This is a genomic window from Amycolatopsis ultiminotia (assembly GCF_039536925.1).
GTDB lineage: Bacteria > Actinomycetota > Actinomycetes > Mycobacteriales > Pseudonocardiaceae > Amycolatopsis > Amycolatopsis ultiminotia.
The window spans coordinates 94,229-114,863 of sequence record NZ_BAAAZN010000005.1 but is presented as its reverse complement, the minus strand read 5'-3'; the positions used below and the strand labels follow the sequence as shown (position 1 = coordinate 114,863).

Here is a 20,635-nt window from a genome sequence, read left to right as displayed (position 1 = left end):
GGTCCGGGGTGGTCAGGCGGGTCTGGGCGGCGGGGTTGGGTGGCTTTTGGCGGTGTGCACCGGCGGGTCGGTTGCGGTTGGCCGGTGAGTGGTCGGGGTGGGTGGCTTTCTGGCGGTGCGGATCGGGGGCGTGGCCTTGCCCCGCTTGGCTCGTGGTGGTCCGGGGTGGTCAGGCGGACCGGGGTGGCGGATCGGGTGGCGTTCGGCGGTGCGAAACCGTGGTATGCGGTTGGGTCGGTTGCCTGGCTGGGGCTCGGTCGTTCCTGGTTGCGTGAAACCGGGGGCGCGCGGCTGGGTCCGGTTGTTCGGGCCCGGCCGCGGTTGCCGGTTTCGTTCGCGGAGGACAGTCGGCGGGCGCGGAAGCCGGCGACTGTCGGCGTGCTCAGTTGCCGGGCTGACGGCGGCTGGTCGAGCCGGTGCCTGCGCGGCGTCCGCGTGCGGAGCGGGTCGGCATCGAGCGGTCGCCGCCTCGGGTTGCGCGGTGGTCGCCTGCCTGGCTGCGCCGACTGCTCTGTCCGCTTCGGACTGCTTGCTGGTCGGCCTGCCGGGCACCTTGGCGAGTACCGCCCTGACCGCTGTGCCGGGCGCCGCCTTGGCCGCCCTGCCTGGCGCCGCTCTGGACGGTCTGCCGGGTGCCGCTCTGCGGGGACTGCCTGGCGCCGCCTTGGCTGCCCTGCCTGGTGGCACTCTGGCCAATCGGACGGGCGCCGCGCTGGGCGGTTTGCCGGCCGCCGCCTTGGCCGCCCTGTCGAGTGGCACCCTGGCCGGCCTCCCGGGCGCTTCCCCGGCGGGCGCCGGCGGACTGGGTGCCTCGGCGGGAGTCTCCTCGGCTGCCGTCCCGGCGGGAGTCACTGCGGTTGCTGCGGTTCTTCGGGGGCTGGCCGTCGCGGCGGCCGGGGCCGGAATCGGCGGTGGCGGCCTTTGCCGGTCGGGTGGTCGATCGCGGGGCGGACGCACTGAACGTCCGCTCGCCGGGGGCCAGTTCCGCGAGCAGCGGATGGTCCGGGCCGATCCGGGTGGTGGTGGGCCGGATGCCCGCCTTCCTGGTCAGCGCGCGGACGTCGGCGACCTGCTCGTCGGTCATCAGGGTCACCACTGTCCCGGAGGCACCGGCCCTCGCGGTCCGGCCGGAGCGGTGCAGGTAGGCCTTGTGCTCCACCGGCGGGTCCGCGTGGATCACCAGCGACACGTCGTCCACGTGGATGCCGCGGGCGGCGATGTCGGTGGCCACCAGTGTCCTGGCGGTGCCGGTGGAGAACGCTTCCAGATTGCGGGTCCTGGCGTTCTGGCCGAGGTTGCCGTGCAGTTCCACCGCCGGTACGCCGCTGGCCACCAGCTTCCGGGTGAGTGCCTTCGCACGGTGCTTGGTCCGGGTGAACACGAGCGTGCGGCCGGGGGCCGCGGCCAGGTCCACCAGCACCGGCAGCCGGTGCGGTTCCTCGACGTGCAGTACGTAGTGGGTCATCGTGGCGACCGGGGACTGCGCCGAATCCACGCTGTGCAGCACCGGATCGTGCAGGAACTGCTTGACCAGCACGTCGATGCCGCCGTCGAGGGTCGCGGAGAACAGCATCCGCTGGCCGCGTTCCGGGGTGGCCGCCAGGATGCGCCGCACCTCGGGCAGGAAGCCCAGGTCGGCCATGTGGTCGGCCTCGTCGAGCACGGTGATCTCGATCCGGTCGAGCTTCACCTCGCCGGAACGCATGTGGTCGGCCAGCCGCCCCGGACAGGCCACCACGATGTCCACGCCGTCGCGCAGCCGGGTGATCTGCGGGTTCGCGCTGACCCCGCCGAAGATCGTGGTGGTCCTGAGCCCCAGCACCTTGCCCAGCGGCAGGATCGCCGCCTCGATCTGGGTGGCCAGCTCCCGCGTCGGCGCGAGGATCAGCGCACGCGGACGGCCCGGACGGCGGCGGGTGGGGCCGTCGGCGAGCCGGGTCAGCAGGGGCAGCACGAAGCCATAGGTCTTGCCGGAACCGGTCCGTCCGCGGCCGAGCACATCCCGGCCGGCGAGCGTGTGCGGCAGCGTGGCCGCCTGGATCGGGAAGGGCTCGGTCACGCCGTTGGCGGCCAGCGCGTCCACGAGCGGTGCGGGCAGGCCGAGTTCGGTGAAAGTCGTCATGAGCGGTACGGGCACGCGGGGCGCCCTGATCTCCATACCTGAGAAGGGTTGTCCTGCCCGGCGCGGACGAGGTGGCCGCGGCGCGTGGTAGTCGACAACGACGGCCCGAGGCAGAACTGAGCGGGCCGCGCCACCCACTCTACCCCGGCACCCGTACGGATTGCGCGTGAGTTTGCCCGCACCCTGTACGGCTTGATAAGTTACCCGTCGGTAATCACGGAGGAGGGGTCATGCGCGCGACGTCGTTGCTGCTGAACCCGCACGGGTACGACCCGCAGCGGTTCGACCAGGAGACCCGGCGGCTGCTGCGCGCCACCGTCGACTGGTTCGAGACCAGGGGCAAGCGCAAGCTCACCGAGGATTACCACGAGCGCGTGTTCTACGCCGATTTCCTCGAGTTCGCCGGACGGGAAGGGCTGTTCGCGACTTTCCTCACCCCCGCGCCGGATTCCGCGGGCAATCCGGACAAGCGCTGGGACACCAGCCGGATCGCCGCACTGTCGGAAATCCTCGGCTTCTACGGGCTCAACTACTGGTACCCGTGGCAGGTCACCATCCTCGGCCTCGGCCCGGTGTGGCAGAGCGCGAACAGCGCCGCCCGCAAGCGAGCCGCGGACGCGCTCGACGCGGGCGGCGTCGGCGCGTTCGGACTGTCCGAACGCGAGCACGGCGCGGACATCTACTCGTCCGACCTCGTGCTCACCCCGGACGGCGCTGGCGGCTACCGCGCGAACGGCTCGAAGTACTACATCGGCAACGGCAACTGCGCGCGCACCGTGTCGGTCTTCGGCCGGATCGACGGTATCGAGGGCCAGGACCAGTACGTGTTCTTCGCCGCCGATGCCGAGCACCCGAATTACCACGTGGTGAAGAACGTGGTGCCCTCGCAGATGTTCGTCGCCGAATTCCGGCTCGAGGACTATCCGGTGCGGGCGGCGGACATCCTGCACACCGGTGCCGAGGCGTTCAGCGCGGCGCTGAACACGGTCAACATCGGCAAGTTCAACCTGTGCTTCGGCGGCATCGGGATGGCCACGCATTCGCTGTACGAGGCGATCACGCATGCGCACAACCGGGTGCTCTACGGTAAGCCGGTCACCGATTTTCCGCACGTGCGCAGGGAATTCGTGGATGCCTTCTCCCGGCTGGCCGGGATGAAGCTGTTCTCCGACCGCGCGGTCGACTACTTCCGCACCGCGAGTCCCGAGGACCGCCGTTACCTGCTGTACAACCCGATCACCAAGATGAAGGTGACCACCGAGGCACAGAAGGTGATCGGGCTGGTCGCCGACGTGGTGGCGGCGAAGGGCTTCGAGGCGGACACCTACCTGGCGATGGCGAAGAACGACATCGACGGACTGCCCAAACTGGAGGGCACGGTCGCGGTGAACCTCGGGTTGATCGCGAAGTTCATGCCGGCCTACCTGTTCTCGCCGCAGGAGTTCCCGTCGGTGCCGACTCGCGACGATGCCTCCGACGACGGGTTCCTGTTCCGCCAGGGCCCGGCGCGCGGGCTGTCGAAGGTCCGCTTCCACGACTGGAAAGCGGCCTACGAGAAGGCCTCGCGGATCCCGAACGTCGCCCGTTTCGCCGAACAGGCGCATGCGCTGGTCCGGCTGCTGACCGAGGCCGCGCCGGACGAGGCGCAGCAGGCCGACCTCGACTTCGGGCTCGCGCTCGCCGAACTGTTCACGCTCGTGGTCTACGGCCAGCTGATCCTCGAGCAGGCCGAGCTGACCGGCATCGAGGACGACCTGCTCGACCAGCTTTTCGCCGTGCTGGTACAGGATTTCAGCACCGGCGCGGTGGACCTGCACGGCAAGGCGAGCTCCACCGACGCACAGCAGCGGCTGGCACTCGCCGCGGTGCGCAAGCCGGTGGTGGACGACGAGCGGTTCGACCGGGTGTGGGAGATGGTGCGCGGCCTCTCCGGTGCCTACGAGATGAACCGCTGACTCCGGCAGAACCAGGCCCCGTACCGGCGGATCGGTGATCTTCGATCCGGAAACCGCAGGTCCGGCCATGATCGTCGGCGCGATCCCGGCGTAACCGGGCGCACCGCCTGCGGACACACCCCGGCAATACCCCGTGCCTAGCTTTTCGGCCCAGCAGGCCGGAAGGAGCGGACATGGGGCTCGCCGACAATCCGCACATGGAGGACTACTCACTGCGCTACACGCCGGCGTCGTTCCGGAAGTGGTCGCCGTGGATGGTCTTCCTCAGCTGTCTGGTGGGGATCTCGGCGATGGCCGGGTACGCCCTCGACGCGGCGTTCGTGGACGCCTTCGGGTTCACCAACGCGATGATCGGCTTCCTCGTCGCCGCCGCGGTGACGTTGCCGCTGACCCTGGTGATCGCGTTCGCGATCGCGCGCAGGCACGTCGACATCGACCTGCTGACCAGGGGTTCGGGCTTCGGCTACCTCGGTTCCACGCTCACTTCGCTGGTCTACGCCACCTACACGCTGATCTTCCTCGCCTACGAGGGCGCGATCATGGCGCAGGCGGTGACCGCGCTCACCCGCCTGGACATCCATCTGTCCTATGTGGTCGTTTCCGCGGTGATGATCCCGTTGACGCTCTACGGGATGACCTTCAGCTCGAAGTTCCAGGCATGGACGTGGCCACTGTGGATCGCGTTGATCGGACTGGCCATCGGCACCGCGGCGACCGCGCCGGACGCCGGGCACCACATGGTGCACCCGGCAACCGTGTCGCCGGCCGGGCTCGCCGGGCTGAGCGTGCTGGCCGTGTTCACCATCGCCGCGGCGCAGCTGTCGCTCGCCACGCAGGTGGGGGAGCAGGGGGACTACCTGCGCCTGATGCCGGATCCGAAACCGGCGACGCGCGGCCGCTGGCGGCTCGCGGTGATCATGGGCGGTCCCGGTTTCGCGTTGTTCGCCGTCGGCATCTTCTTCGCCTCGACGCTGCTGGTCGGCTACGCGGCGACGAAACTGGGGCCGGACCAGGTGGCCGTGCCGGTGGACCTGTTCACCGCGGTCTACGAACGGCTCACCGGGAACCACACGGTCGCACTCGTGCTCGCCGGACTGCTCGTGCTGCTGTCCCAGATCAAGATCAACATCATGAACACCTACTCGGGTTCGCTGTCGTGGTCCAACTTCTTCTCGCGGCTGCTGCACCGGCACCCCGGGCGCGCGGCATGGGTGTTCCTGCAGGTGGGGCTCGCGCTCGTGCTGATGGAGCTGGACATCTTCGCGCACATCGTGGAAGTGCTCGCCTGGTACTCGAACGTCGGCGTGGCCTGGATCGCCGCGATGGTTTCGGATCTCGTGCTCAACCGGCGGGTGCTGAAGCTGGCGCCGCGGGATCTCGTGTTCCACCGCGCGCATCTCTACCACGTCAACCCGGTCGGTTTCGGCTCGATGGTCGTGGCCGGTGCGTTGTCGATGGTCGCCTACTACGGCGTTTTCGGGCCGACGATGGCGGCTCTGTCACCGTTCTTGGCTCTCGTGCTCGCTTTTGTCCTGCCGCCGCTGATCGCGCTCGCGACCCGGGGCCGCTGGTACGTGGCGAGGCGCTCGGAGCTGCCCGCGGACGCGACCGAACTGCCCTGCACGGTGTGTTCGGGCACTTATGACGTCGCAGACATGGCGACCTGCCCGTTCCACGGCGGCACGATCTGTTCGCTGTGCTGCTCCACCGACGGCGAGTGCAAAGACGCGTGCAAACCCAGCGCCTGGCGGCCGGTGCGGACGGAGCTGGGTATTCCGGCGGTGCCGCCGCGCGGCCCGGAGCTGACCGCTGCGTCCGAGGCGGCGTCGTGAGCGCCCCGGGGTCGCTTAACACCCGGGTGACGTCCGGGACCTCCACCGGCAACGCCCGCTGCCTACGGTCCGGCGGAGTGAGGGATGCGGCGCGATCGCACGACGTACGCAGGTTGCGTGACCTGCTGCGCTCGGCCGTGCAGGGGGACCGCTTGCCCGGCGGGCAGCTGCCCGGTGAGGCGGAGCTGATGGCCCAACACGGCCTGCCCCGCGCGGCCGTGCGGGAGGCACTCGCCCTGCTGCGGGCCGAAGGCCTGATCGAACGGACCCAGGGCATCGGGACACACGCCGTGACGCACCCGGTCAGCACCGGGATCACCGAGGCACACGGGACCAGCTCACCCGCGCCGACGAGCGTGCTCAACCGGCGCACCCGGCCGCGGGTGCTGGACCGATCCGTCGTGCCGCTGCCTGCGGTCGCCGCCGAACGGCTCGGCGCACCGCCCGGAACCCCGTGTCTGCGCCTGGAGTACGTGGCGCTGCACGAGGAGGAGCCGTTGTGGCTCGCCACCAACTACGCGCTGTTCCCGGAAGCGGAAAAGCTGCGCGACTGTCCGTTCATCACGGATTGGTACGCGCTGCTCGCGGACGCGGGCGTCGAGTTCGGCGCCTCGGAGTTCGTGATCGGTGCGGAGACCGCCGATCCGCACACCGCGGCCGTGCTGACCGTGCCCGCAGGCGCACCGGTGCTGGCCATCGAACAGACCATCGTCGACGTCGCCGGCCGGCTGTTCGACCTCGCCTTCATCCACACCCGCGCGGACCGGTTCCGCATCGTTTCGCGCGGAACCCGCACCCCGACCCTGGAGGAACTGTCATGACCGAGATGCCCTCGACCCTCACCGACGCCGCCGCTGCGCTGCGCGCCGGAACCGTCACGTCCGCGCAGCTGACCGAAGCCGCGATCGGCCGGGCCGACCTCGCCGATGCCGAGGTCGGGACGTACCTCGCCCGGTTCGACGACTACGCCCGTGCCCGCGCCGCGCAGGCCGACGCGGAACTGGCCCGCGGCGAGGACCGTGGTCCGCTGCACGGGATCCCGTTCGGGGTCAAGGACATCCTCGCGATGGCCGAGGGGCCGACCACTGCGCAGAGCCTGATCCTCGACCGTGCGTGGGGTGCCGGAAAGGACGCGCCGGTGGTGGCGCGGCTCAAGGCGGCCGGAGCGGTGATCACCGGGAAGACCACCACGATGGAGTTCGCCTGTGGTATGCCCGACGAGACCAAGCCGTTCCCGATCCCGCGCAATCCGTGGGACACCGCGACCTGGCCGGGCGGGTCCAGTTCGGGCACCGGCAGTGGTGTGGCGGCCGGGATGTTCCTCGCCGGGCTCGGTACGGACACCGCGGGCAGTATCCGCATCCCGGCTGCGTTCTGCGGGGTGAGCGGGTTGATGCCGACCTTCGGCCGGGTGCCGAAGTCCGGATGCGTGCCGCTGGGCTACAGCCTCGACCACATCGGCCCGCTCGCGCGCAGCGCGGAGGACTGTGCGGCGGTGCTGGCCACCATCGCCGGTCCGCACGGCAGCGACCCGGACTGTGTCGACGCGCCGTTCGCCGCGCCGGAGCTGGGTGGTGACCTGACCGGATTGCGGATCGGCGTGGTGCGTGAACACCACTTCCCCGCGGACGCGGATCCGGCCCTCGCCGGGGTTTTCGACGCCGCGATCGCCGAACTGGGCGCGCAGGGTGCCGAGGTGGTCGAGGTTTCGCTGCCGTACTGGACCGAGATGGTCACCGCGGACATGGTGACCATGGGCTGTGAAGCGCTCGCCTACCACCGCACCGACCTCGCCGGCCGGTGGGACGACTACTTCGTGGCGACCCGCGCGATGCTCGCACTCGGGGCCACCGCGTCCGGCGCGGACTACGTGCAGGCCCAGCGCGTGCGGCGAGTGGCCCAGGACGCGCTCGCGCGGCTCTACGAGACGGTCGACGTGGTGGTCAGCCCCACCGCGGCGGTCGGCGCGCCCGCGTTCGAAACCCTGGTCGGCGCGGACGGGTCGGTGGACATCGGCGGGCTGTTCTCGGTGATCTTCACCCCGTATTGGGACAGCGTCGGGAATCCGGTGCTGGCCCTGCCGATGGGGTTCACCGCGGCCGGGCTGCCGCTTTCGATGCAGCTTGCGGGCCGCCCGTTCGAGGAGGCCACCGTACTGCGCACCGGAGCCGCCTTCCAGCGCGCGACGGAATGGCATCTGCGCGCACCGGACCTGGCCGCAACCGCGGTCGCGGCCTGAACCTGTTCACCGGAAAGGGGAATCGAATGTCCGAAGTGGAGTCCACGGTCGTGGTGCGGACGCTGCTCACCGCGGCGGGCCTGCCGGCGAGTGAATCGGAGGTGGCCGCATACGCAGCGGGTTACCCGGCTCAGCGGTCCGGATTGGACGCGCTGTACGAACTACCGGCGGCCCGCTACGCCGACCCGGCGCTGCGCTTCCGCGCCGGAGCGACGATCGAGGACTGGGCCTCGTGACGGCCGCGCTGATCAGAGCGTGACGACCAGCTTCTTCGCGGAGACCCCGCTGCGGAGCTGCCGGATCGCGTCCGGGATGGCTTCGAGCCCCTCGCCGACGACGACCGCCTCCGGCGCGGCACGGTAAGCGCCGGAGGCGAGTGCGCCCGGCAGGAAGCCGGCGTAGATCGCGGGGCCGACTTCGTTGTCCTTCAACGTGCCGCCCCAGATCCCGCTGACGTGCACCCCCGGGCGCCGGGCACGCGGCGAGCGCAGCCGGACCACCCGCTCGGGCTGCGCCGACGTGACACGTTTGCGGCCAGGCACCTTGGCCGCGATCGCGACCGACGGCGCCAGTGACCTCCGCCCGATCGCGAGGGCACCGGCGAGCGGGCTGGTGCCGATCCGCTCCACCAGCTCGTCCACGGCGGTGCTGCTGTGGTAATCGACCGCCTCGGCCGCGCCGAGTGATTTCACGTAGTCGAAGTTGTGCGGCGAAGCGGTGGTCACGACCCGGTAGCCGGCGTTGCGGGCGAGCTGGATCGCGTTGCTCCCGACGCTCGTCGAACCGCCCCACACGAGCACGGTCTCGGATCGCTCGGGGGGATCGGCCACCGGCAGCGCCAGTCCGAGGTGGTCCTGCTGGAACAGCCCGGTGGCCGCGGTGGACAGCGTCAGTGGCAGCACCGAGGCCTGCTCGTAGGACAGCGTGCCGGGGATGGCGGAGACCAGGTGCTCCAGCAGCACGGTGTAGTGCTGGAAGGCGCCCTCCGCGGCCCGGTTGTGCGACTTCTCGATGCCGACCGCGTGCCCGAGGACGCGATCACCCGGCTTCAACCGCGTCACCCCCGAACCGACTTCGACGACCTCGCCCGCGACGTCCGAGCCGACCACTGCCGGGAACTGCAGCCAGGGCACGACCGCCAGGAACTGGACGCCGTGCAGGGAGTCGATCGGATTCACCGCGACCGCCCGCACCCGGACGACGACCTCGTTCGCCGCCGGTGCGGTGACCTGGGCGGGCCCGGCTTCGAACGGCGCACTCCGCTTCGCGAGCCACAGCGCCTTGTTCTGTTCGCGCTTGCCGTGGCCGGTCCTGTTCCCGCCGGCCTGGTACTGACCGGCGTTGTTCCCGCCGGTCGTGTTCTGTTCGGTCATTTTCGGATCTCTCCTGGGTGGGCGGTGGGCCTTCCCCACCAAACTAGACGCTGTCTAGTATCTAGTCAACGACTAGTTGTGCGGTATCATCCACAGGTGTCCGAACGGCCTTTCCATCACGGCAACCTCCGTGCCGTGCTCCTCGACGAGGCGGAGGCGGTGCTCCGGGAGCGGGGGACCGAGGCGCTGTCGCTGCGTGAACTGGCGCGCAAAGCAGGCGTCAGCCACGGTGCGCCACGCAGTCACTTCATCGATCGCAACGCGCTGCTCGACGCCTTGGCGGAGCGGGGTTACCTCCGGCTCGTCGACGACCTTCGGGAAGCCACCTCGCGCGCGTCCGGGGGCTACGCGGCCACACTGCGCGCGGCAGCCGCGGCGTACGTCAAGTACGCGACCAGCAACCCCGCGTTACTCGATCTCATGTTCGCGGCCAAGGTGGACCGGTCCTCGGCGGCGGTCCGCAGCGCCGCCGAGCGTCTGTTCACCACCATGACCGACATTCTGGGGGAGGGGGTCGAAGCGGGGGCCTGCGAACCACACGAGGTCGGCAGGCTGGCCTTGCTGCTGTCCTCGACCATGCAGGGCATCGCGGCGCTCGTCACGTCCCGGCGGATCACCGGGCCGCAGAGCGACGCGGTGATCGACGATGCGATCGCCGTCTTCCTCGCCGGCATTTCGGCCGGCGCACTGACCCCGGGCAGCGAAACGGCCTCCTCGCCGCACGGGTGAGGAGGCCGTTTTCACCGGCTACTTGCCGAAGCCGGCCCGCCGCAGCGCGTCCGCCATGGCGCCGCCGCCTCCGGCGGCCTGCCGTCCGCCGCGGTTCTGCTGGGCGCGGCGCTGTCCGCCACCCTGTCCGCCCTGTCCGCCGCCGCTCTGTCCGCGGTCCCGGCCGCCACCGCCGCCGCGGCGTTCACCGGACGGGGCACCCGGCTCGTCGTCAAGGCGCAGGGTCAGCGAGATCCGCTTGCGCGGCACGTCGACGTCGAGCACCTTGACCTTCACGATGTCGCCCGGCTTGACCACGTCGCGCGGGTCCTTCACGAAGTTCTTCGACAGCGCCGACACGTGGGCGAGCCCGTCCTGGTGCACGCCGACGTCGATGAACGCGCCGAACGCCGCCACGTTGGTGACCACACCCTCCAGCCGCATGCCCGGCTTCAGGTCGCCGATCTTGTCCACGCCCTCGGCGAAGGTCGCGGTCTTGAAGGCCGGCCGCGGGTCGCGGCCCGGCTTCTCCAGTTCGGCCAGGATGTCGGTGACCGTGGGCAGTCCGAAGGTGTCGTCCACGAACTGGGCGGGCTGCAGCTTCTGCAGCGTGCGCGCGTTGCCGATCAGCTCGCGGATGCCGCTGCCGGTGTGGTCGACGATCCGCCGCACCACCGGGTAGGCCTCCGGGTGCACCGACGACGCGTCGAGCGGGTCGGCTCCGTCCGGGATGCGCAGGAAGCCCGCGCACTGCTCGAACGCCTTCGGGCCCAGCCGTGCGACATCCTTGAGTGCGTCGCGGGTACGGAACGGGCCGTTGCTGTCGCGGTGCGCCACGATGTTCTCGGCCAGTCCGGTGGTGATCCCGGAGACGCGGGTCAGCAGCGGCGCCGACGCGGTGTTCACGTCCACGCCGACCGCGTTCACGCAGTCCTCCACCACCGCGTCCAGCGACCGCGACAGTGAGGATTCCGCCAGGTCGTGCTGGTACTGGCCGACGCCGATCGACTTCGGATCGATCTTCACCAGCTCGGCAAGCGGATCCTGCAGCCGCCGTGCGATCGAGACCGCGCCGCGCAGCGACACGTCCATGCCCGGCAGTTCCTGGGAGGCGAACGCCGAGGCCGAGTAGACCGACGCGCCCGCCTCGGACACCACGGCCTTGGTGAGCTTGAGCTCGGGGTGCTTCTTGATGAGTTCGACCGCGAGCTTGTCGGTCTCGCGAGAGGCGGTGCCGTTGCCGATCGAGATCAGGTCCACCTGGTGCCTCGCCGACAGCGCGGCCAGCTCGGCGATCGACTGGTCCCATTTGTTGGCGGGCTGGTGCGGGTAGATGACGTGGGTGTCCACGACCTTGCCGGTCGCGTCGACCACGGCCACCTTCACCCCGGTGCGGAAGCCGGGGTCGAGGCCCATCGTGGCGCGCGTGCCCGCGGGTGCGGCCAGCAGCAGGTCCCGCAGGTTCGAGGCGAACACCCGGACCGCGTCGTCCTCGGCCGACTGGCGCAGCCGCATCCGCAGGTCGATGCCGAGGTGCAGGAGGATCTTCGTGCGCCAGGCCCAGCGCACGGTGTCGCCGAGCCATTTGTCCGCCGGCCGCCCCTGCCGGCTGATCCCGAACCGGGCGGCGATGCGCTGTTCGTACTCGGTGGGCCCGACCCGCGGCGCGGCGTCCTCGGCGGCGGGCTCCTCGGACTCCATGGACAGGTCGAGGACTTCCTCCTTCTCGCCACGCAGCATCGCCAGGATCCGGTGCGAGGGGAGCTTGGTGTAGGGCTCGGCGAAGTCGAAGTAGTCGGCGAACTTCGCGCCGTCGGTCTCCTTGCCCGCCCGGACCTTCGAGGCCAGGTGCCCTTCGGTCCACATCTTCTCGCGCAGCTCGCCGATCAGGTCGGCGTCCTCGGCGAACCGCTCGACCAGGATGGCGCGTGCACCGTCGAGTGCGGCCTGTGCGTCGGCCACGCCCTTGTCCGCGTCCACGAACACCGCCGCGGCGGGCTGCGGGTCCGTGGCCGGATCGTTCAGCAGGCCGTCGGCCAGCGGCTCGAGCCCGGCCTCGCGGGCGATCTGCGCCTTGGTCCGCCGCTTCGGCTTGTACGGCAGGTAGATGTCCTCCAGCCGGGACTTGGTGTCCGCGGCGAGGATCTGCGCTTCGAGCGCTTCGTCCAGTTTGCCCTGACTTCGGATCGACTCCAGCACGGCGCCCCGCCGCTCGTCGAGTTCCCGCAGGTACCGCAGCCGCTCCTCGAGCGTGCGCAGCTGCGCGTCGTCGAGCATCCCGGTGACTTCCTTGCGGTACCGGGCGATGAACGGAACGGTCGACCCCCCGTCGAGGAGATCGACGGTGGCCTTGACCTGTCCTTCGCGCACCCCCAGTTCTTCGGCGATCCGTTGCTCGACCGACTGCACGCTCACTACCCGGCTCCTGCTTCGTCTCGGCTGCTCCGAGCCTGCATTCTGCCGTCAGTGGCCGCCACGGTCGCGGATGGCCCCGCGAAGCCGTCCCTGGCAGGGCCTTGACATCCGCATTGGTCTAGTCCACCTTGGGGTGATCTTCCCCATGGTCGCGGAGGTGCTTCCCGTTGTCCCCAGAACGGTCCCGCCGGCGCAAGCCGGTTCTCCTGTCCCTGCTGGCCGTCATGGCCGCATTCCTCGGCGTCACGGTCGCCACCGGCAGCGCGACTGCCGCACCGGCCGCCGACCTGCCCAAACACGTGCTCACCGGGTACTGGCAGAACTTCGTCAACGACGCCAAACCGCTGAAGCTCGCCGATGTGCCGGACAAGTACAACATCGTCGCGGTGTCCTTCGCCGACGCCACCGACAAGCCGGGCGAGGTCAAGTTCAGCCTTGATCCCGACCTGTCCTCCGCGCTCGGCGGCTATACCGACGACCAGTTCCGCGCCGACGTCAAGACCCTGCAGTCGCACGGGCAGAAGGTCGTGCTCTCGGTCGGCGGCGAGAAGGGCACGATCAGCGTGACCGACGATGCGTCGGCCACCAGCTTCGCCGATTCGATCAAGGCGGCGATCTCCGACTACGGCTTCGACGGCGTGGACATCGACCTGGAAAACGGTGTCGACGCCACGTACATGGCCCAAGCGCTGAAGAGCATCCACGACGGCGGCGGCTCGGTGATCACCATGGCGCCGCAGACGATCGACATGCAGTCCCCGGACGCCGGCTACTTCAAGCTCGCGCTGAACGTCAAGGACATCCTCACGATCGTCAACATGCAGTACTACAACTCCGGCACGATGAACGGCTGCGACGGCAAGACCTACTCACAGGGCTCCGTCGATTTCCTCACCGGGCTCGCCTGCATCCAGCTCAAGGGCGGTCTGCGGGACGATCAGGTCGGCCTCGGCCTTCCCGCGTCGGCTTCCGCGGCAGGCGGTGGCTACCAGGATCCGGCGAACACCGTGTCCGCGCTGAACTGCCTGGCCAAGGGCAGCGACTGCGGTTCGTACAAGCCGGATGCCACCTACCCCGGCATCCGGGGCGCGATGACCTGGTCGATCAACTGGGACGCCTCGGCGGACTACGCCTTCTCGAACGCGGTCAGTTCCGGACTGGCCGGGCTGCCCTGACCGGTCCTGCCACCCGATAGTCGGCCGGGTCGAGCACCCTGGTCCGCCGGTCGTATTCGACGACCGGGCCGGGCCAGTTGGTGCTCACCCGGCCGTCGGCCTGTCGGTACCAACTCGTGCACGCGCTCCACACGCTGCCGCCGAGGCGCCGCTGCACCTCGCGGTCGTAGTGTTCCTCGACCTCCGGCCGGACGTCCATAACGGACACTCCGGGCCTGGCGAGCAGTTCCACCGCCTGGCGCAGGTAGCGGGCCTGCCGCTCCAGCAGATACACGATCGAGCCTGCCCCGACGTTGGTGTTCGGGCCGTAGAGACAGAACAGGTTCGGGAATCCGGGCACGGCCAGGCCGAGATAGGCGCGCGCGCCGCCCCGCCACGCCTCGGCCAGCGAGCGGCCGTGCCTGCCCAGCACCTTCATCGGGCCGAGGAACTCGGTCGCCTTGAACCCGGTGCCGTAGATGAGCACGTCGGCCTCGTGCTCGACGCCGTCCTCGGTGCGCACGCCGCGTGGGGTGATCTCCCGGATCGGGGCGGTCACCACCGCGACGTTCGGCTGCGCCAGTGCGGGCAGGTAGTGGTTGCTGAACAGGATCCGCTTGCAGCCCATCGGGTAGTCCGGCTTGATCCGGCGCCGCAGCCCGGGATCCTTGACGTGGCGGCGGCGCAGCTGCGCGGTCCGCAGCTCGAAGACCTTGAGCAGCCAAGGATGTCCGCTCATCGCGTAGGTCGCGTACTCGGCCAGCAGGAAGACCCGCAGCCTGCCGAGCAGCTGGGTGGCCGGCACCCGCCGGAAGAGCCACTTCTGCCAGCGGGCGTAGCGGGCGTCGTGCTTGGCCAGGAGGTAGGGCGGGGTGCGCTGGAAAACGGTGAGCCGTGCGGCGCGTTTGCGGATCTCCGGCACGAACTGCACGGCGCTCGCCCCGGTGCCGATCACCGCGATGCGCTTGCCTGCCAGCGGCACGTCGTGGTTCCACTCCGCGGAGTGGAACGCGGGCCCGGTAAAGCTTTCGCGGCCGGGGATGGCGGGCAGCGCGGGCCGGGAAAGCTGTCCGACCGCGGGCACGAACACGGTGGCCTCGAAGGTTTCGCCCTGTGCGGTCTCGACGCGCCAGTGGTCTTCGTCGAACGTTGCGGTGGTGACTTCGCGGCCGTAGCGGATGTGCCCTTCGATGCCGTACTTGGCGATCACGTGCTCGAGGTAGGCGTGGATGTCCGGCTGCGTGGAGTACCGCCGCGGCCAGTTCGGATTGGGCTCGAAGGAAAAGGAGTACAGCGGCGAGGGCACGTCACAGGCCGCGCCGGGGTAGGTGTTCGCGCGCCAGACCCCGCCGGGCTCGTGTGCACGCTCCAGTATCGTGAAATCGTGGAAGCCCGCGCGCTTCAGCTCGATGGCCGCGCCGATTCCGCCGAACCCGGTGCCGACGATCAGCACCGACGGCGTCCCTGCCGTATCGCCCATTCCCCGAAGCTACCCAGGCGGGCGTCCGCGGCGGAAGGCACGAACGGTCAGCGAATCGAGAATTCCGGCCAGGTGAGCGCGTGCTCGACGCCGGGTTCGGCCCAGGCCAGCAGCCGTCGTCCGGCACTGTCCAGCGCGGCCGTATCGCGTTTCGACAGCCGCTCGAACGGGGTCAGCCGCAGCGTCGCGGTATCGCGCGTGGTGCTGATTTCCCATGACCCCCGCACGTACCCTCCGACCAGCAGGGTGCCCTTGACCAGGCCGTTCTGGGTGATCACGCGTGCGCGGTACTCGTCGGAGATCAGCCGGGTGCGGTCGGCGTAGGAAAGCAGCGTCTGGTCGAACGGGCCGAGCAGCCGCGGCGGCGCGGGCGTGTCCTCGTCCGGCAGGGTGGCTTCGGGCAGGTCGTACAGGGTCCGTCCCTCGGGGTCGAGGTACCTGCGCAGCTCCATCCGCTCGACCACCTCGCCGAGTTTCGTGATGCCGGCCCAGATCTGCGCGTCGGCGACGGTGGCCGGGCCGAACGCGGCGAGGTAGCGGCGCACGAGCGCGGCCGGCTCCGGCCGTGGTTGCGGTTGGTCGCCCAGCCAGTGCCGGGCGAGCTGGTACGTCGGCTGCCCGGCCTTGCCCCACACGCCGCGCGGTGGGATCTGCACGAGCGGAAGCGCGTTGCGGGCGAGGAACATCAACGAGGCCGCCGGCACGTCCGGATAGTGCTCGGCGAGTGCCGTGCCCAGCTGTCCGCTCGAGTGCGGTCGCTCGCGCAGGAGCGCACCCGCGGTGGCCGCCACAGCGGCGTGGTCGACGTGTGACAGCGGGAGCCGATGTTCATTGTTCGCCTTGAGTGCGCGGTCCATGACCGGTTGCACCAGCGGCCGCCACGCGAGCGCATCGGCTGCCGGGACGAGGTGCACCGTGCCGCGCATCAGCGCGATCCGCACTACCTTCCGGTCGAGCAGCAGCTGCGCCAGCTCCTCCGGGCGGAAGCCGTGCAGCCGCGCCCACAGCGCGTAGTACGGCGGAACCGGCGCCTGCGCCTGCAATCCCGCGAGGTGCGCGACGGCGTCGAGCGCGGGCAGCTTCGCTCGTCGCAGCAGCAGTTGCCGGTCAAGGGTCGCGCGGTTCAGCACACGCCGGGAGAGATGCACGTGAGAAGCGTAATCGGCAACCAGGACAGCCTCGGTCCTCGACGAGCCGGAAACGCTGATCCATAATTCCGGCCATGACGGAGCTGGCCACCCCCGCGATCCGCGACTGGGATTATCCGCGTGGTACCGCGAGCGTGCTGCTCATGCTGCAGTTCGCCGAGGAGCACGGGATTGCGCCGGACCGAGTGCTGCCCGGAACGCCGCCGGAGGTGTTGCACGCGCCGGAACGACAGGTGGACGCCCGTCAGGAACTCGCCGTGGTGCGTGCGCTGTGCTCGACGATCGGCTCCGGTGACGACATCGCGCTCGACCTCGGCAGCCGCTACCGCGCGAGCACCTTCGGCATCTTCGGTTTCGCCTGCCTCAGCAGCACGACCATGCGTGCCGCGATGGAGTTCGCGCTGCGCTACCTCGACCTGAGCTTCACCTTCTGCGTTCCGCACGTGGAGCTGGCCGCCGACGGAATCCGGTTGGTGATGGACGATTCCCGGGTGCCCGCGGACGTGTCACGGTTCCTGGTGTTGCGTGATCTCTGCGCGATCCACACCGTGATGCGGGACCTGCTGCCGGACGTCTCCCTGCAACGGCTGGAGTTCCGGTATTCCGCACCGGCCACTGTGGACTCCTATGCAGACACCTTCGGGCTGGTGCCGGCGTTCGATGCCGGGCAGTGCCGGGCAACGCTCGACGCGGCGATGCTGAACCGTTCGCTGCCGCAGGCGAACGAGCAGACCGTGGCGTTGTGTGCCGCCCAGTGCGACGCGCTGGTGGCCCAGCGCCGGACCCGTTCGGGCACTGCGCAGCTGGTGCGGGAACGCCTGGTCCGGCTCGGCGGCGTGGACGCCGGGATGGATGCGATCGCCGGGCAGCTCACGATGAGTGCGCGGACCCTGCGCCGTCGCCTGACCGACGCCGGTACCGGGTACCGTCAGCTGCTGGACGAGGTCCGGCAGGCGCTCGCCGAGGAAATGCTGAACACCGGTGTGCTCTCGGTGGAAGATGTCGCACTGCGCCTTGGTTACGCCGAGGCGTCCAGCTTCATCCACGCGTTCAAGCGGTGGAGCGGGACGACGCCTGCCTCGTACGTGCGTCGTTCGGTTCCGCGAGTACCGCCGGGTAGGTGACTTCGAGCAGCTGCACCAGCGATTCGACGAGAAAGGTGCGCAGCTCCTCGCGCCGCAGCGTGCCGCGGACCAGCCATTCGCGGGATGCGGCACGCAACATCCCGCCGTAGGAACGGATCATCGCGCGCAGCTGAGCACGTCCCTCGGCAACGTCGGTCAGCAACGCCGCGGACAGCACCCGGTCGGCGGCGACCTCGTCGGCCTCCAGCACGATGCGCTCGATCTCCGGATCGTGCGCGGCCGTCTCCGGTCCGATCACGGTGAGCCATGCGTCGCGATTGCGCTCCACCACGTCGATCCAGCGGTCGATGCCGACCTCCAGCCGGGTCCGCACCGGCCCGTCCGGTAACGCGTCCACCACCGGTGCGGGCACGATCATCAGCTGCCGTACCACTTCCAGGTAGAGCTCGCGTTTGCTGCCGAAGTAGTGGTTGATCAGCGGCCGCGCCACCCCTGCCGCCTCCGCGATGTCCGAAGTGGACACCGCGGAATAGCTGTCCGCGCCGAACAACCGGCGTGCCGCGGCAAGGATCTCGGCCCTGCGCTGTGCCGGTTCCAGCCGGCGCCGGGGTCCGCCTGTCATCCGGCCAGCCTTGCCGCCGGTTGCCGGGCTTGTCAACCGGACGGTCGACAAGTTGCCCCCTGCCGCATGCCGTGGTGGCCAGGTGTCGTTACGCAACCGGAACAACCCGCGGGTAACTTCCGTGCACCCGCGGACGACGGACCGGGCGACACCGCGGGCAGGAGCACCATGGACGGTACCGAGCACGGCCCGGGTACGCCCGGACGACGGGTCCGCGTGTGCCTCCAGCACCGGCAGGTCCGCATCGACGGCGCCGCACTGTCCTACCCCGGCGTCCTGATCCGCAGCTACGACAACGACGAGCTGGTCGCGCAGCACTGGATCCCGCTCGGCACCGACCCGAGCGAGGAAGACGACGAACGGTTCATCGAGGAGCTGCACCGGGCACTCCGGTGGCAGTCCGGGCCATCCCGGCGTCCGCCCGGAGCGGAGTGAGGATACTGATTCCGCAGTTTTCCCGCAGGACGTGCTCCGGAGTCGTACCCTCCTTCCCAAGGAAATTCACGGTGACCACCAAGAGGGTTATCCGGAGGAGGCGACATGACCGACGGCCCGTCGGCGGCACAACCTGGTCAGGAGCGGCTCGCCGCCGTTCAGCAGGACCTGCTGCAGGCACTCGAGCGTACGCAGCGGGAAAGCGAGCAGGCCGCCGACGCCAGTCAGGCCCTCGACCGCATTTCCGGCCGGGCGAGCAGCCAGGACCAGGCGATCACCGTCGTGGTGAATGCCGGCGGGGCGCCACGGGAGATCAGTTTCACCGAGAAGATCGACAAACGCAGTCCGGCGGAACTCGCGGCCGAACTCATGGCCTGCTTCCAGCGGGCACAGGCGACGCTCGCGGAGGAATTCACCCAGCAGGCGGGGGACAACCCGTTCGCGGGCCGGATCGCGCAGAAGTTCCAGGAACGCTTTCCGCCGCCGGAGCCCGATCCGGGCACCGAGCAGGTGAACGAGGCCAGGATCGGCGAACTCGCCGAACAGGAATCCGCGCAGGCACCGGCCGAGCCTCCCGCGGCCGCACGAAGGCCGCGGTACGAAGAGGACGAAGAGGACTTCGGCGACACGAATTTCCTGCAGGAGCCGGACAGCGGGCGGGGGTCGGACCATGCCTGAGGGATACACCGTCGACCCGGCGAAGCTGGACGCGCACCGCCACGACCTCGAGCAGGCGGTGGCCGGGGGAAACCAGGTCGTGGACGCCGGGAACCAGGTGACCCCGGGTGGCTGGGACAACGCCTACGGCCTGATGTTCCAGGCGTTCCCGCAAGCCACCCGGCCGATCGCGACGGCGTTCATCTCCTTCACCAAGGACGCCGTGCAGGCACTGGAGACCACTTCCGCCGCGCTCGGCCAGGCGGCCGTCGAGTACCAGACCAACGAACACCATGCCGCCGAAGCGTTGCAGGAACTCGAACGGAAGATCGCGGACCTGCCGGGGATGCAGGTGGGCAGTGGCGCACTGCCACCGGATGACGTGCCGGAGCCGGGTACACCGGTGACCGGCGCCGGGTCCTCGCCGTCGGACGGGCAGGAGGCGCAGCACGATGCCTGAAGGCAACCCACTGGTCGACAAGAACGCGAAAACGGACTGGCAGCAGTACAACCCGCTCTCGTCGCACACCGGCTGGGGCCCGTTCATGCCAGGCCCCGGTGCCGACGACAAGAACCCGCATTGGGCGTCCGGGCTCCCGGTCGACGGCTCCGTCGAGAACCTCGCGCACGACCTCGAGCAGAGAGACTGGTTCAGCTACGTTTTCGACGGACTGAGTGCCGCACTCGATGTCGGTGGCTTCGCCGCGAGCGCGGTGGACGCCACCACCTCGCTCGGCGGCGCAGTCGGTTTCGCAGTGCAGCCGCTGATCGCGTGGATCATGGACCACGTCAAGCCGATCCGGCTCGTCATGGACGAACTGGTCGGCAATTCGGCGACCGTGAAGGGGGTCTCCGCGACCTGGACCAATATGGGCCGGGCGCTGGGGCAGACCGCGCACAAGTACCACGACGCCGCGCAGCGGACCCAGCAGTACTGGCAGGGCAAGGCCGCCGAGCTCTACCGGAAGCGGGCGCGGGCACTGGCCATCGGCCTCAACAGCCTCGGGCTGCTGTGCGAGCTGTGGGCGAACCTGCTCGACGTGGTCAGCAACATGGTCCAGGCGGCACACGACATGGTGCGCGATCTCCTTTCCGGGCTGCTCGCCACCCTGGTCGAGGTGGCGATCGACTCGATCGCCGAAGGACCGCCCCCGGTGGACCTGGCGTTCATGGCGAAGGACGGCGGGATGTACATCGTCAAGGCCGAAACGGTGCTCGGCAAGGCGCTGACGGAACTCGGCGAAGGCATGACGGACGTACTGACCGTGGTCACCAAGGTCCTGTCCTGCATCACGCAGATCGCCGCCGCGATCAAGAACCTGATCGAGTTCGCGAAACAGGGCGGCAACGCAGCGGCCGCGCCCTCGTAGGGGCGTGTCCGGTGGGTCATCGGGGCCAGTGCCCGGCGCG

17 protein-coding genes and 1 pseudogene are annotated in these 20,635 nt (G+C 69.8%); 12 read left to right on the top strand and 6 right to left on the bottom strand.

Annotation, left to right across the window (positions count from 1 at the left end):
* Positions 1 to 382: 382 nt before the first annotated feature.
* Complete coding sequence (locus ABD793_RS13545; RefSeq protein WP_344859482.1) at positions 383 to 2,122, bottom strand: DEAD/DEAH box helicase; 1,740 nt, start codon at positions 2,120 to 2,122, stop codon at positions 383 to 385.
* Between the two features lie 230 nt (positions 2,123 to 2,352).
* Between ABD793_RS13545 and ABD793_RS13540 the strand changes: the two genes are divergently transcribed.
* From ABD793_RS13540 to ABD793_RS13520, 5 genes are all read left to right on the top strand, one after another.
* Positions 2,353 to 4,077 carry an acyl-CoA dehydrogenase family protein gene (locus tag ABD793_RS13540; protein WP_344859480.1) on the top strand — a complete coding sequence of 575 codons (1,725 nt, stop codon included), beginning with the start codon at positions 2,353 to 2,355 and terminating at the stop codon, positions 4,075 to 4,077.
* Positions 4,078 to 4,250: 173 nt separating this feature from the next.
* Positions 4,251 to 5,909, top strand: a complete 1,659-nt coding sequence (locus tag ABD793_RS13535) for a purine-cytosine permease family protein (protein WP_344859478.1) — start codon at positions 4,251 to 4,253, stop codon at positions 5,907 to 5,909.
* A 77-nt stretch (positions 5,910 to 5,986) separates the two neighbouring features.
* Positions 5,987 to 6,730: a GntR family transcriptional regulator gene (locus ABD793_RS13530; RefSeq protein WP_344859476.1), complete on the top strand. Its 744-nt coding sequence runs from the start codon at positions 5,987 to 5,989 to the stop codon at positions 6,728 to 6,730.
* Between the two features lie 5 nt (positions 6,731 to 6,735).
* Entirely contained in the window at positions 6,736 to 8,148 is a 1,413-nt protein-coding gene (locus ABD793_RS13525) for an amidase (protein WP_344860187.1), read from the top strand.
* Between the two features lie 26 nt (positions 8,149 to 8,174).
* Positions 8,175 to 8,384, top strand: coding sequence for a hypothetical protein (locus ABD793_RS13520; protein ID WP_344859474.1), 210 nt, complete (start codon positions 8,175 to 8,177; stop codon positions 8,382 to 8,384).
* A gap of 12 nt (positions 8,385 to 8,396) precedes the next feature.
* Here the strand turns inward: ABD793_RS13520 and ABD793_RS13515 are convergent, their stop codons facing one another.
* Positions 8,397 to 9,521: a zinc-binding alcohol dehydrogenase family protein gene (locus ABD793_RS13515; RefSeq protein ID WP_344859472.1), complete on the bottom strand. Its 1,125-nt coding sequence runs from the start codon at positions 9,519 to 9,521 to the stop codon at positions 8,397 to 8,399.
* Positions 9,522 to 9,617: 96 nt separating this feature from the next.
* Here ABD793_RS13515 and ABD793_RS13510 point away from each other — a divergent pair, with 96 nt between their 5' ends.
* A complete protein-coding gene (locus ABD793_RS13510) occupies positions 9,618 to 10,250 on the top strand; it encodes a TetR/AcrR family transcriptional regulator (protein ID WP_344859470.1) in 633 nt (210 codons plus the stop codon).
* Between the two features lie 18 nt (positions 10,251 to 10,268).
* Here ABD793_RS13510 and ABD793_RS13505 read toward each other — a convergent pair whose 3' ends face one another.
* Positions 10,269 to 12,644: a Tex family protein gene (locus ABD793_RS13505; RefSeq protein WP_344859468.1), complete on the bottom strand. Its 2,376-nt coding sequence runs from the start codon at positions 12,642 to 12,644 to the stop codon at positions 10,269 to 10,271.
* 281 nt (positions 12,645 to 12,925) lie between these two features.
* Between ABD793_RS13505 and ABD793_RS13500 the strand changes: the two are divergent.
* A pseudogene (locus ABD793_RS13500) lies at positions 12,926 to 13,819 on the top strand (chitinase); the annotation flags it as partial.
* On the opposite strand, the gene ABD793_RS13495 reads toward ABD793_RS13500, so the two are convergent.
* Together ABD793_RS13495 and ABD793_RS13490 are read right to left on the bottom strand one after the other, a co-directional pair.
* On the bottom strand, positions 13,791 to 15,278 hold the full coding sequence (locus tag ABD793_RS13495) for a flavin-containing monooxygenase (RefSeq protein WP_344859466.1): 1,488 nt from the start codon (positions 15,276 to 15,278) through the stop codon (positions 13,791 to 13,793). The pseudogene ABD793_RS13500 and the gene ABD793_RS13495 overlap by 29 nt on opposite strands.
* Positions 15,279 to 15,325: 47 nt before the next feature.
* Positions 15,326 to 16,426, bottom strand: a complete 1,101-nt coding sequence (locus ABD793_RS13490; protein ID WP_344859464.1) for a winged helix DNA-binding domain-containing protein — start codon at positions 16,424 to 16,426, stop codon at positions 15,326 to 15,328.
* A gap of 74 nt (positions 16,427 to 16,500) precedes the next feature.
* Here ABD793_RS13490 and ABD793_RS13485 point away from each other — a divergent pair, with 74 nt between their 5' ends.
* Positions 16,501 to 17,550, top strand: coding sequence for an AraC family transcriptional regulator (locus tag ABD793_RS13485; RefSeq protein ID WP_344859462.1), 1,050 nt, complete (start codon positions 16,501 to 16,503; stop codon positions 17,548 to 17,550).
* Here ABD793_RS13485 and ABD793_RS13480 read toward each other — a convergent pair.
* On the bottom strand, positions 17,477 to 18,133 hold the full coding sequence (locus tag ABD793_RS13480) for a TetR/AcrR family transcriptional regulator (protein ID WP_344859460.1): 657 nt from the start codon (positions 18,131 to 18,133) through the stop codon (positions 17,477 to 17,479). The genes ABD793_RS13485 and ABD793_RS13480 overlap by 74 nt on opposite strands.
* 168 nt (positions 18,134 to 18,301) lie before the next feature.
* On the opposite strand from ABD793_RS13480, the gene ABD793_RS13475 reads away from it, so the two are divergent.
* From ABD793_RS13475 to ABD793_RS13460, 4 genes are all read left to right on the top strand, one after another.
* Positions 18,302 to 18,568, top strand: coding sequence for a hypothetical protein (locus ABD793_RS13475; RefSeq protein WP_344859458.1), 267 nt, complete (start codon positions 18,302 to 18,304; stop codon positions 18,566 to 18,568).
* A gap of 105 nt (positions 18,569 to 18,673) precedes the next feature.
* Positions 18,674 to 19,246, top strand: coding sequence for a YbaB/EbfC family nucleoid-associated protein (locus tag ABD793_RS13470; RefSeq protein WP_344859456.1), 573 nt, complete (start codon positions 18,674 to 18,676; stop codon positions 19,244 to 19,246).
* On the top strand, positions 19,239 to 19,685 hold the full coding sequence (locus ABD793_RS13465) for a type VII secretion target (RefSeq protein ID WP_344859454.1): 447 nt from the start codon (positions 19,239 to 19,241) through the stop codon (positions 19,683 to 19,685). Before ABD793_RS13470 ends, ABD793_RS13465 begins: the two co-directional genes overlap by 8 nt.
* The gene (locus tag ABD793_RS13460; RefSeq protein WP_344859452.1) at positions 19,678 to 20,595 is read left to right on the top strand and encodes a hypothetical protein; all 918 of its coding nucleotides are present in this window, start codon (positions 19,678 to 19,680) and stop codon (positions 20,593 to 20,595) included. The genes ABD793_RS13465 and ABD793_RS13460 overlap by 8 nt, the downstream gene beginning before the upstream one ends.
* The last annotated feature ends 40 nt before the right edge of the window (positions 20,596 to 20,635 follow it).

Bases quoted from the DNA above. Each gene is read 5' to 3' on its own strand.
- ABD793_RS13460 (WP_344859452.1), top strand. From the start codon at position 19,678: ATGCCTGAAGGCAACCCACTGGTCGACAAGAACGCGAAAACGGACTGG.
- ABD793_RS13520 (WP_344859474.1), top strand. From the start codon at position 8,175: ATGTCCGAAGTGGAGTCCACGGTCGTGGTGCGGACGCTGCTCACCGCG.
- ABD793_RS13480 (WP_344859460.1), bottom strand. From the start codon at position 18,133: ATGACAGGCGGACCCCGGCGCCGGCTGGAACCGGCACAGCGCAGGGCC.
- ABD793_RS13470 (WP_344859456.1), top strand. From the start codon at position 18,674: ATGACCGACGGCCCGTCGGCGGCACAACCTGGTCAGGAGCGGCTCGCC.
- ABD793_RS13540 (WP_344859480.1), top strand. From the start codon at position 2,353: ATGCGCGCGACGTCGTTGCTGCTGAACCCGCACGGGTACGACCCGCAG.
- ABD793_RS13475 (WP_344859458.1), top strand. From the start codon at position 18,302: ATGGACGGTACCGAGCACGGCCCGGGTACGCCCGGACGACGGGTCCGC.
- ABD793_RS13535 (WP_344859478.1), top strand. From the start codon at position 4,251: ATGGGGCTCGCCGACAATCCGCACATGGAGGACTACTCACTGCGCTAC.
- ABD793_RS13495 (WP_344859466.1), bottom strand. From the start codon at position 15,278: ATGGGCGATACGGCAGGGACGCCGTCGGTGCTGATCGTCGGCACCGGG.
- ABD793_RS13525 (WP_344860187.1), top strand. From the start codon at position 6,736: ATGCCCTCGACCCTCACCGACGCCGCCGCTGCGCTGCGCGCCGGAACC.
- ABD793_RS13545 (WP_344859482.1), bottom strand. From the start codon at position 2,122: ATGACGACTTTCACCGAACTCGGCCTGCCCGCACCGCTCGTGGACGCG.
- ABD793_RS13515 (WP_344859472.1), bottom strand. From the start codon at position 9,521: ATGACCGAACAGAACACGACCGGCGGGAACAACGCCGGTCAGTACCAG.
- ABD793_RS13485 (WP_344859462.1), top strand. From the start codon at position 16,501: ATGACGGAGCTGGCCACCCCCGCGATCCGCGACTGGGATTATCCGCGT.
- ABD793_RS13465 (WP_344859454.1), top strand. From the start codon at position 19,239: ATGCCTGAGGGATACACCGTCGACCCGGCGAAGCTGGACGCGCACCGC.